Annotated in this window: 8 protein-coding genes; 2 read left to right on the top strand and 6 right to left on the bottom strand. The window is 37.1% G+C overall.

Going from position 1 to position 12,469, the window contains the following annotated elements:
- Positions 1-154: 154 nt before the first annotated feature.
- The 5 genes from purD to sohB form a co-directional block, all read right to left on the bottom strand.
- The gene (gene purD, locus GYW75_RS08290; RefSeq protein WP_174799008.1) at positions 155-1,444 is read right to left on the bottom strand and encodes a phosphoribosylamine--glycine ligase; all 1,290 of its coding nucleotides are present in this window, start codon (positions 1,442-1,444) and stop codon (positions 155-157) included.
- A gap of 83 nt (positions 1,445-1,527) precedes the next feature.
- On the bottom strand, positions 1,528-3,120 hold the full coding sequence (gene purH, locus GYW75_RS08285; protein WP_174799007.1) for a bifunctional phosphoribosylaminoimidazolecarboxamide formyltransferase/IMP cyclohydrolase: 1,593 nt from the start codon (positions 3,118-3,120) through the stop codon (positions 1,528-1,530).
- 463 nt (positions 3,121-3,583) lie between these two features.
- The gene (locus GYW75_RS08280) at positions 3,584-5,176 is read right to left on the bottom strand and encodes a bifunctional aspartate transaminase/aspartate 4-decarboxylase (RefSeq protein ID WP_174799006.1); all 1,593 of its coding nucleotides are present in this window, start codon (positions 5,174-5,176) and stop codon (positions 3,584-3,586) included.
- A gap of 29 nt (positions 5,177-5,205) precedes the next feature.
- Positions 5,206-6,906, bottom strand: coding sequence for an aspartate-alanine antiporter (gene aspT, locus GYW75_RS08275; RefSeq protein WP_174799005.1), 1,701 nt, complete (start codon positions 6,904-6,906; stop codon positions 5,206-5,208).
- 245 nt (positions 6,907-7,151) lie between these two features.
- Entirely contained in the window at positions 7,152-8,267 is a 1,116-nt protein-coding gene (sohB, locus tag GYW75_RS08270) for a protease SohB (RefSeq protein ID WP_085164829.1), read from the bottom strand.
- A 167-nt stretch (positions 8,268-8,434) separates the two neighbouring features.
- Here sohB and GYW75_RS08265 point away from each other — a divergent pair, with 167 nt between their 5' ends.
- Both GYW75_RS08265 and GYW75_RS08260 read left to right on the top strand, forming a co-directional pair.
- Positions 8,435-10,135 (top strand): formate--tetrahydrofolate ligase, encoded by a 1,701-nt coding sequence (locus GYW75_RS08265; RefSeq protein WP_202983948.1) that lies wholly within the window; start codon positions 8,435-8,437, stop codon positions 10,133-10,135.
- Positions 10,135-10,551 (top strand): RnfABCDGE type electron transport complex subunit B, encoded by a 417-nt coding sequence (locus GYW75_RS08260; RefSeq protein ID WP_174799004.1) that lies wholly within the window; start codon positions 10,135-10,137, stop codon positions 10,549-10,551. Before GYW75_RS08265 ends, GYW75_RS08260 begins: the two co-directional genes overlap by 1 nt.
- Before the next feature lie 34 nt (positions 10,552-10,585).
- Here the strand turns inward: GYW75_RS08260 and typA are convergent, their stop codons facing one another.
- A complete protein-coding gene (typA, locus tag GYW75_RS08255; protein ID WP_065561705.1) occupies positions 10,586-12,412 on the bottom strand; it encodes a ribosome-dependent GTPase TypA in 1,827 nt (608 codons plus the stop codon).
- Positions 12,413-12,469: the final 57 nt, after the last annotated feature.

The raw sequence follows: 12,469 nt of genomic DNA, 5'->3' as shown, positions 1-12,469 counted from the left end.
TAACATTATCCGATTTAGGCTATTTTAAATCAAAATGATAAAGCACTTAGCGCTATCAAACACTCTACCCAAGGCAAAAATATTCATGTAGAGCATTGATTTTATTGAACTTTTTTATTTATTGTTTTTTAATAAATCAATTTTTCATAAACGGTTATTTATTTTTTTCCCGCTCAATTGCACGGTAGCCAATATCATGGCGATAAAAACAACCATGCCAATAGATGTCTTTGGCTTGCTGATAAGCACGTTGTTGAGCTTCAAGTACTGTGTTGCCAAGTGTAGTTACACATAATACTCGTCCCCCATTGGTGTAGACTCGCCCTTTTTCTAAACTAGTACCTGCATGGAAAATTTTGCAATCTTCGGTTGATTCTGCCGGTAGTCCAAGAATTATATCTTGGGTATGATATTCACCCGGGTAACCGCCTGCAGCTAGCACTACACCTAATGCGGATCTTGGATCCCATTTTGATTTGACCGTATCTAATTTGCCTTCTACCGCCGCTAAGCAAAGTTTGACCAAATCTGATTGCATTCGCATCATTATCGGCTGTGTTTCAGGATCGCCAAATCGGCAGTTGAATTCAATAACTTTGGGATTGCCGTTTTTGTCAATCATTAAGCCAGCATATAAAAAGCCGACATAGACGTTGCCTTCTTGCGCCATACCATTGACCGTTGGATAAATGATTTCATCCATTACCTTTGCAAAAACCGCATCAGTTACAACAGGAGCTGGCGAATACGCGCCCATGCCACCCGTGTTTAAACCTGTATCGCCATCGCCAACACGTTTATGATCTTGGCTAGTTGCCATTGGCTCGACATTTTTGCCATCTACCATGACAATAAAGCTAGCTTCTTCACCCTCGAGAAACTCTTCAATCACTACTCGGTGACCTGCATCACCAAAGGCATTTCCAGCTAACATGTCACGAACGGCGTCTTCGGCCTCTTTTAGTGTCATGGCAACAATAACGCCTTTACCAGCCGCAAGTCCATCGGCTTTAATCACGATCGGTGCGCCCTTTTCACGGATATAAGCAATTGCTGGTTCCACTTCAGTAAAGTTTTGATATTCAGCTGTTGGAATTTTATGACGTGCTAAAAAATCTTTAGTAAAAGCTTTTGAGCCTTCAAGTTGAGCGGCCGATTTTGTTGGACCGAAGATTTTCAATCCTGCTTTTTGGAAGCTATCAACAATGCCAATAACCAGTGGTGCTTCAGGACCAACAATGGTCAAATCCACTTGCTGTTGCTGGGCAAAATTAAGCAGTCCACTCACATCGGTGACTTTGATATTAATATTTTCTAAACTTGGTTCCAGTGCAGTACCAGCATTGCCGGGGGCAACAAAAACTTTAGAAACCAATGGAGATTGTGCTACTTTCCAAGCAAGCGCATGTTCACGCCCACCATTACCAATTACTAATACTTTCATAAAAGATCCTTTTAAGATGCCTTTCATAATATAAAGATATATATAGATAACTCTTTTTAAAAACTAACAAAGTGATCACACAATTAATGCCTAAAATGACGCATTTTAGTAAAGATCATCGCGATATTGTGCTCATTTGCGGCTTGGATCACTTCATCATCTCGAATCGAGCCACCAGGTTGAATCACACAAGTCACACCTGCGGCTGCAGCGGCATCGACGCCATCTCTAAATGGGAAAAACGCATCTGAAGCAACAACTGATCCAGCAACGTTTAAATTTTCATCTTTAGCTTTAATTCCCGCTATCTTAGCAGAGTAAACACGACTCATCTGCCCTGCTCCAATACCAATTGTCATATTATCTTTTGCATAGACAATGGCATTTGACTTAACAAATTTTGCCACTTTCCAACAAAATAGCGCATCTGAAAGCTCTTGAGCAGTGGGGTTACGTTTGGTTACTACAGTTAATTCATTTGGCGATATCATACCTAGATCGCGATCTTGCACTAATAAACCGCCATTGACACGTTTAAAATCTAAACTTACTGATGCTGATGTTGACCACTCACCACATTCAAGTACACGCACATTTTTTTTAGCTTGAGTAATGGCTAAAGCTTCTTGGCTAACTGATGGGGCAATAATTACTTCTACAAATTGTTTATCAACAATGGCTTTTGCGGTATCTACATCAAGCTGTCGATTAAAGGCTATAATGCCACCAAAAGCTGAAGTTGGATCAGTTTTAAAGGCTTTTTCATAAGCATGTAAAATATTATCACTAACCGCTACACCACAAGGATTAGCATGTTTTACAATCACACATGCTGGCTCATCAAATGATTTTACACATTCAAGCGCAGCGTCTGTATCAGCAATATTGTTATAAGAAAGGGATTTACCTTGCAATTGGTTTGCTGTTGCAATCGAGGCTTCTTTGATATCTTGCTCAACATAAAAAGCCGCTTGCTGATGTGCGTTTTCACCGTAACGCATATTCTGTTTTTTAATGAATTGTAGATTTAAAGTTCGAGGAAACTCGCCCGATGGTTGATTGGTTTCACCCATGTAAGGTGGCACTAATTGCCCAAAATAGTTGGCTATCATACCATCATATTTGGCCGTATGTTCAAAGGCTTTAATTGCAAGGTTAAAACGATATTTAAATGAAAGGGAGTTTTGGTTACTATCCATCATATTGATGATATTTTCATAATCACCACAATCAACTACAATGGCAACATCTTTATGATTTTTGGCCGCAGATCGAACCATTGTCGGGCCACCAATGTCAATGTTTTCAACCGCATCATCTAACGTACAATCTGGTTTAGCGACAGTCTGTGCGAAGGGGTAAAGATTAACAACAACCATATCAATCGGTGCAATTTGGTGTTGTTGCATAATATCATCATCAATACCCCGTCGCCCTAAAATTGCCCCATGAATTTTAGGATGTAAAGTTTTAACTCGCCCGTTCATCATTTCAGGAAAACCAGTGTAATTTGATACTTCAATAACAGGTATTTGGTTTTCCATTAATAATTTTGCTGTCCCCCCAGTCGAAAGGAGTTCCACATTACGTTCTGATAAGGCTTTTGCAAATTCTAAAATACCGGTTTTGTCGGACACACTAAGTAAAGCACGACGGATAGGACGAAACTGCTGCATGAAAGGCTCCGAAATTGATATCTACAATCTAAGTTATTGAGCCAACATTATATATAAATTAAAGATAGAAGTTTAGTGTTAACTTATCAAAAACGATCAAAGTAGTTGAATGATAATATTTGACTTTATTTCGGTTTTGACAAATCAGCTATATTTTATTCTTGACAAAATACCTAACACTTCCAACACGCTTTTTTGACGTGTTATGCTCGCTTATTTGTCAGCATATTTTGACGACGTATAAATGGTTATATTAACCTTTTAACGTTATAAAGATAGGTCTATTTTTCGTTTTACATAACTCAGGTAGTATATTGATTTTATATTTTTCCCAAAAGATAGATTGTTGTAATACTGTTACTTTTGGATACATCAGTAGTAGAAAATTTACAACATTTTGGTTGAATAAAACCCTAGACTAGCTAGGGTATTAATTAAGTTTATTGATTTAAATATTTAACTATTAATTCTTCGCTTTATATTCAGCATAATATTCTTCTGCTAATTTACGCATTGATAATCCAATTGCGGCATATTGATATTCATTTAAGTTTGCTAACGATGCTCGAGCAGAAGGATGTTGTACAGCAAATCCCTTGCCTGGTAGTAGTACAACACCTGCTTCATCAGCAATTCTGAATAACATTTCAGATGGATTTTTATTTTTTAGGATCCATTTAGCAAATTTATCGTCATATAATTCTCGGCAAATATGTTCAAGATCCACTAGAGTGTAATAATCTACACTGTTTTCATCGGTTTGATGTTTAAGACCTAAATGTTGATAAAGTGATGCTGCGCGGCGTCGAATTAGCGATTTTAATGCTGTTTTATAGCTTTGATCACTATCCATCATTTCACATAATGCAAATAATACCATTTGTACTTGCTGTGGTGTTGATAGTCCAGCAGTATGGTTTAATGCAACCGCACGACTATCGGCTACTAAGCGGTCTATAAATTTTAGATTTTCAGGGTCAGTAACAATTGAGCTATATCGTTTATTTAAGATCTGTTTGGTTTTGCTTGATAACGCTTTAATGGCTTTATCTATTACATTATCATGTGCTGTTGCAATAACACCTAAACGCCAACCTGTAGCACCAAAATACTTAGAGAATGAATAAACTAAAATAGTATTTTGAGGGCAAATTGCAAATAAAGATTGGAAATCATCGGCAAATGTTCCATAAACATCATCAGTCAAAATGATCAATTCAGGACGTTTTTTAACAATCTCAGCAATGATTTTTAAACTTTTGTCATCAATTTTAACTGATGGTGGATTTGAAGGATTAACAACAAAAAAGGCTTTAATTGCTGGATCTTCTAATTTACGCAATTCTGACTCAGGATACTGCCAATTTGAGTTAGGATCAGAATTAATTAATACCTCAACTAATTGGTAATCGTTAAGTTCAGGAATTTCGAGATAAGGCGTGAATATAGGTGCGCCAATGGCAATTTTGTCACCTTTTTGGATTAATCCATTTTCTTTCATTGAGTTAAAAATATAAGCCATGGCAGCTGTGCCACCTTCAACAGCAAATAAATCTATATCATTACGATCCAGATATTGAGCACCCATTTGTTGTAAAACATATGCTTTAACCACATCTTCACTAAAATGTAGCATTCTATCTGGTACTGGATAATTACATCCTAAAATACCTTCTACCATTTCTTGTAAAAAGGCGTTTTCGTCAAGCCCTAGTTGATCACGAATATAAGAAAATGCCTTACCTAAAAAGGCAACACCAGGAGTGTTGTAATTTTGGCAAATAAAATGTTCAAAGCGTCCGGTTAGTCCTGCTTTAATTGGCATGCCACCGATACCTTCATTTAAATATGAAAATGACATTTCGGATTCTTGGGTTGCAAATACACCTAATTGGAAAAAAGCTTGACGAGGCCAAGTAGCAAGAAAGTTGGGATTACCTCTACCTGCATTTAACATTACTCGATCAGTATGACTTTGTGCCAGTTTAATTAAGTTATCTTTTAATTCAAAAGGACTTAAATTAGCATATTGACTGTATTCTGTTTTGTTTTTCATACATTTGTATCCTTAATTTGATGGATCAATTAAACAAAAGCAACAACTAATGGTCCTAATAAAGTTAGGAAAACATTAGCTAAAGCATAAGTAATGGCAAAAGAGTTGGTTGGTGTTGAGTTACCGGCTTTATTTAGCACTTCACCAAAAGCAGGATTAGCGCTACGCGAACCCGCTAAAGCGCCGGCAAACACCGCTACATTTTTATAGCCTAATACATATTTACCAAAATAAATGGCAAGTAACATTGGCAATAAAGTAACAACAACACCAATTAAAAATAGAGATAAACCTTGTTCTTTAATAGTATTAATCGCTTGAAGACCAGAACTTAAACCAACAACCGCCACAAAACCAGCCAAGCCAAAATCTTTTAAAAGTTGCACAGCACCAGTTGGTATGTTACCGATAGTTTGATGAACAGAGCGATACCAGCCGAATAATAATCCCGATAAAAGCGCACCGCCGCCAGCTCCTAATGTAATAGGAATATCGCTAACACGTATAACGATTAAACCAATAATAAGACCAACAACAAGCCCTAAACCATGAAATATCCAGTCAGTTTTTTCACTTTTAGTGATTGGAGCACCAATTTTATCTACAACACGACGAAGATCACCATCAGCACCATAAATAGTAATAACATCACCAAGTTTTAAATTAATATCGTTAGTAAGAGGAAGGGATTGTCCATCACGATGAATAGCCAAAAGGTATATTCCATGTTTTAATTTCATAACTTCGTCAGATTGAAGTATTTGAGTAAGATTTTGATCCACATAACGGCTATTACGCATTTCAACATCTAGTTTGTTCATCACTACATCCATACCTGATGCTGAATTTACTTCGCTACCAAGTAGATCTTGTGCTTTAATCATAGCGTCACGATGCCCCACAACCAGAATGATATCTTTTGACTTTAATACTGTTTCAGGGGTTGCTTCTATTATTTTATTGCCACGTTTAATACGTTCAATACTGATACCATTTACAGTTTGTTCAATATGGGAAACAGTTTGGTTGATTTTATTGGTAATACGATACAAACGACCACTAATATCAGATAAAGCTAAATTTTGATCATTGCCCAATAAGAGCGAACCATGAAGCTGTTCTGCTTGTGCTTTAATTGCATCATCGCCAATATCTTTACCCATTATTTTTGGTAGAATATTGACACACACTATAATGGCACCTAGTGAACCAAATATATAAGTCACTGCATAACCAATAGTGACATTAGCTTGCATTTTACTTAATTCTTCAGCACTTAATCCAAGCTGACTTAATGCATCAGAGGCTGTGCCCATAATGGCAGATTGGGTCAATCCTCCTGCAGCTAAACCAGCAGCAAGGCCTTTGTCTAAATTGAATATTTTAGCTAAAATTACAACAGTCACAAAGCTTGCGACAGCAATAAATAATGCTAAGAATATTTCGCGTAATGTTTTCACGCCTAGTGAACGGAAAAACTGAGGACCACTTTCATAGCCCACAGCATAAATAAATAGTGCAAAGAGAATCGACTTAACCCCAGCATCAATAGTAACGCCAAAAACACTTAAAGCAACAGCGACAAGTAACGAACCGGCAACACCACCGAGTTGGAATTTACCCATTCGAATGCCACCAATTAAATACCCTAAACTTAACGATAAAAATAATAGAATTTCTGGGGAGTGTTTAAGTCCATCTAAAACCCAATTTGAAAGCCATTGAAACATATTAATTGTCCTCAAGGAGAAACATAAAGAAATGCGATTAAAGAAAGAGTTTATCCATTAATTTTCATGGACTGTTTATATATTAAACCCATTTAGAATAATGGATATTCAGTTTTGACAATTAATGCTATCGTTAAAAATTAATCAGTTGCTGATAAACTTTTACGTCAAAAGTGAGCTTAATTTATGATTTTTGAATTTTAGGTCTAAGAGGATATAAGTATTTGCTAAACAAAAAAGGGCTATTACAGCCCGTTTTCTTGTCTGAAAAACAATCTTTCTACACTTTTCATCACGTTCTTCGAAATTCTTTCCGATAGCTTTTGCCTACGTTGATAGCAGACTGAGATAATTTTATGTGTTTCTAAGTGAGATAAAATAAAGTCATCACTTGTACTGATTTCGTCAACTAAGCCTTTATTTTTAGCTTGTGTTGCAAACCAGTGTTCGCCCGTTGCAACTTGTTCGATATCGACATTTGGGCGATACTCTTTAACAAAGTCTTTAAATAAAAGATGAGTTTCTTCTAATTCTTGTTTGAATTTTTGACGTCCTTCTTCGGTATTTTCACCAAACATCGTCAATGTACGCTTATACGCACCTGCCGTTTGTAATTCAATATCTACATCATGTTTTTTGAGTAAGCGGTTAAAATTAGGGATCTGCGCAACCACACCAATTGAACCCACAATTGCAAATGGTGCAGCCACAATTTTGTTAGCGGTACAAGCCATCATATATCCCCCACTTGCCGCAACTTTATCAACCACTACAGTGAAAGGTATATCACGTTGTCTAAACCGTAATAATTGCGATGCAGCAAGACCATAACCGTGAACCACGCCACCTGGACTTTCAAGCTTAATGACAACTTTATCTTCAGGCTTAATAACAGCTAATACAGCAGTGATTTCTTGGCGTAATTCTTCAACTTCGTGTGCATCCATGCTACCATTGAAAGATAATACAAATAATTTAGGTTTAACTTGTTGGTTTGTATTACTTTCTACTGGTTTCGCTACATTATCTGAATCTGCCGAAGTTTGTTCGGCAGATTTTTCTTGATTTTTAGCTTGTTTCTTTTTTTGTTTAGCTGCTAATTTCGCTTGCTTTCTCTCATTTTTTTTCTGTTTTTTAAGATCTTTCATAAACAGCTTAGCTTCTAACTCGTCCATGCTTGACATTAACATGTCGTCTTTAACTTGTTCATATTCTTGGCTAATATCTTTAACCGATAACCGCCCTGCCACCGTTGCTGATTTACGGCGTTGGCTTAATATAAAAACAAGTACAGCTAAAATTGCTATAACAACTGTTGCTGTTTCAGCTAAAAAAAGTGAATACTCAGAAAACCAATTCATTTAATTATTATCCTTTAATGAAATATATGTTGATTGAATAGATTTAGTAATTATAACAAGATAATTGCGAATTGTGCCGAAAAACGATAAAGATAAAATTGTCGCTTTATTCGGCAAATCAAATTATTTATACTGATAACCCAAATTACTGTTAGATGAGAATTAATATGCCATTACATCCAATTACCGAAATAGCTAAACAATGCAACATTCCAGAAGAATTTGTCCTGCCTTACGGCAAGCATGTGGCAAAAGTTGATCTATCCATTCTTAAAACCAAACCAAACAAACCTAACGGTAAATTGGTATTAGTTACTGCTATCACGCCGACGCCACTTGGTGAGGGTAAAACAGTTAATACTATCGGGCTAAGTGAGGGCTTAAATTATATTGGTAAGTCCGCAATCGCTTGTATCCGTCAACCAAGTTTAGGTCCTGTATTTGGTGTTAAAGGTGGTGCTGCTGGCGGTGGTAAGGCCGAGGTTTTGCCAATGGAAACATTAAATCTACACTTAACTGGTGACATTCATGCCATTACTGCCGCACATGATTTAGCTTCTGCTGCTTTAGATTCAAGGCTTTATCATGAAGAACGTTTAGGTGATGAATTTACTGCACAAACAGGTTTACCGCGTTTAAACATTGATGTAAATCGCATTGTGTGGAAGCGAGTGATAGATCATAACGATCGTGCGCTTCGTAAAATAACTGTCGGTGTTGGTGGTGGCGTTAATGGTGTTACACGCCAAGATGGATTTGAAATTACCGCAGCGTCAGAACTCATGGCAATTTTAGCCTTAGCTTCAGATTTACATGATATGCGTGCTCGTATTGGTCGTATTATTCTTGCTTATAATACGCAAGGCGAAGCCATTACCGCAGAACAACTTGAAGTTGCTGGCGCCATGACTGTGTTACTTAAAAATGCGATTAATCCAAACCTAATGCAAACTGTTGAAAATACACCGGTACTTATTCATGCTGGGCCTTTTGCTAATATTGCTCATGGTAACTCATCTGTCATTGCCGATCGCATTGCTTTACAACTTGCTGATTATGTCGTGACTGAAGCGGGCTTTGGTTCGGATATGGGTATGGAAAAATTCTTTAATATCAAATATCGCCAAGCTGGCATTAAAGCTTCATGTGTAGTGCTTGTTGCAACAGTTCGTAGTTTAAAATCTAACAGTGGTAAATATAATATTAAACCAGGGCAAGCAATTCCAAAAGAAATTTCTGAGTCAAACGTTGAATTACTTAAAATTGGTGCTGCCAATTTAGCATGGCATATCAACAATGCCAAAAGCTATGGGTTACAAGTAATTGTCGCTATTAATCGCTTTCCACATGACAGTGAAGAAGAATTAGCGTTTTTACAAAAATATGCGATTGAACATGGCGCATTTGCCTGTGAAGTGAGTGAAGTCTTCACTCAAGGCGGTAAAGGCGCTGAAAAATTAGCAAAACATGTTATTAAGGCATGTGACATGCCAAGTGAAATCAAATTGCCTTATCCTGATAATATGCCACTCGCAGATAAGATTCAAACCATGGTAAAAAAATATGGTGCTAACAAAGCTAATTTATCAGCCACTGCACTGGAAAACATCAAAGAGATCGAAGAATTAAAACTGGATCATTTGCCACTTTGTATTGCTAAAACACCAATGTCAATTAGTGCCGATGCTAACTTAAAAAATGTACCAACTAATTTTGACGTTGATATCAGCCATTTAGCTATTTCAGCAGGGGCTGGCTTTATTCGTGTTTACGCTGGAAATGTGATGACCATGCCAGGGCTTGGTACTAATCCTGCTTATAGGCATATTGATATTGACAAGGATGGTAATATTGTAGGTTTAAGTTAATGCAAGAAGTAATTATGCAAACCCAAGAACAATATAAAGCATTTATTGACGAAGAAAACTGTATTGGTTGTGGCAAATGCATTCGTGTTTGCCCAACCGATGCTATAGTGGGCAGTAAGCAAGTGCTGCACACTATTTTGCCACAGTTATGTACTTCGTGTAGTAATTGTATTAATACCTGTCCAACAGACTGTATTACATTAAGCACTTTAGGCACTGTATTAAGTGAATCAGAAGAGTTAGCGCTAACTGAGAAAAAGCAACAGCGATTAAATCACAACCAATTGGTGCCACCAACAATTTTGTTTCCTCGTGTCACACCGATGGCAAACAAAACTAGCACATCGAACGACCGAAAACAGTCTATCGCCGATGCCATTGCTAGAGTAAAAGCTAAAAAAAACCTCGCTAAATAGCGAGGTTTTCATATTACGATAGAACTAATATTAATTAGTCTTTGTTACCACTTCTAAATGCACGTTTTCGGTCATTTTCCGTCAAATGACGTTTACGAAGACGGATTGATAACGGTGTTACTTCAACTAATTCATCATCGTCAATAAACTCTAACGCTTGTTCCAATGACATTTTAATTGGTGGTGAAAGTGTTGTTGCTTCGTCGGTACCTGATGCTCGCATATTAGTCAATTTTTTACCCGTTAAACAGTTAACAGTTAAATCGTTTGAACGAGTATGTATACCAATGATTTGCCCTTCATATACTTCAGCACCATGGCCTAGGAATAACTTACCACGATCTTGTAAACCATATAACGCATATGCCAATGCTTTACCTGTACCGTTAGAAATCATTACGCCATTATTACGCTGACCAATTTCGCCTGGGCGAATATCATCATAATGACTAAATGTAGAATAAAGTAAACCTGTACCTGAAGTCATAGTCATAAATTCAGTTCTGAAACCGATAAGTCCACGACTTGGAATGACATAATCTAAACGCACACGACCTTTACCATCTGGTAACATGTTGGTTAGATCACCTTTGCGTAAACCAAGAGCTTCCATTACTGAACCTTGATGCTGTTCTTCAATATCAAGAGTAACTTGTTCAAATGGTTCTTGTTTTTTACCGTCAATTTCTCTAAAAATAACTTTAGGACGAGAAACTCCTAACTCATAACCCTCACGGCGCATATTTTCAATGAGTACTGATAAATGCAATTCACCACGACCCGATACTCTAAAAGCATCTGGATCTGGGGTTTCTTCAACGCGCAACGCAACATTATGTACAAGCTCTTTATTTAAACGCTCAAGAATTTGTCGAGATGTTACATATTTACCTTCTTTACCAGCAAATGGTGAGCTATTAACATTAAAGAACATCGTTACTGTTGGTTCATCAACAGTTAATGCCGGCAGAGCTTCAACGCAACTGTTATCACAAATCGTGTCAGAGATACCGAGTTCACCAAGACCAGTTAATGCAATAATATCACCAGCTTCGGCAACTTCAGCTTCATAACGTTGCAGCCCTAAATGACCTAGCACTTGCCCTACTTTACCTGTACGTTTGTTACCTTCACTATCAACTATAGTCACTTGTTGATTTGGTTTAACACGACCACGTTTAATACGACCAATACCAATAACGCCAACATAATTATTATAATCAAGTTGAGAAATTTGCATTTGGAATGGACCATCTAAATCCACTTTTGGTGGTTCAACATGTTTAACAATCGCTTCAAATAGTGGCGTCATATCTTCAGCCATATTTTCATGATCTAAGCCCGCAATACCCATTAATGCAGAAGCATAAACAATAGGGAAATCTAGCTGTTCATCAGTAGCTCCTAAATTAACAAACAGATCAAACACTTGGTCAACCACCCAATCAGGGCGAGCTCCTGGTCGGTCTACTTTATTGATAACCACAATCGGTTTTAAACCATAAGCAAATGCTTTTTGCGTTACAAAACGTGTTTGAGGCATTGGTCCATCCATTGCATCAACGAGCAATAATACAGAATCAACCATAGACATAACACGTTCAACTTCACCGCCAAAATCAGCATGTCCTGGGGTATCAACGATATTAATTCGGTAACCATTCCAATCAATAGCGGTATTTTTAGCTAAAATGGTAATACCACGCTCTTTTTCAAGCGCATTAGAGTCCATGATGCGTTCGTTATCGTCACCACGTAGATTATCTAGCGTACCTGACTGTTTTAATAACTTATCAACCAATGTCGTTTTACCATGGTCAACGTGAGCAATAATGGCAATATTTCTTAAATTTTCAATCACAATTAAAATTCCAATTAGGAGACAGATTCTATAGGCGCAGTATTGTACACCTTTTTA

Source organism: Gilliamella sp. ESL0232 (assembly GCF_013346885.1).
Classification (GTDB): domain Bacteria; phylum Pseudomonadota; class Gammaproteobacteria; order Enterobacterales; family Orbaceae; genus Gilliamella; species Gilliamella bombi.
This window is presented reverse-complemented; position numbering and strand designations above follow the sequence as displayed.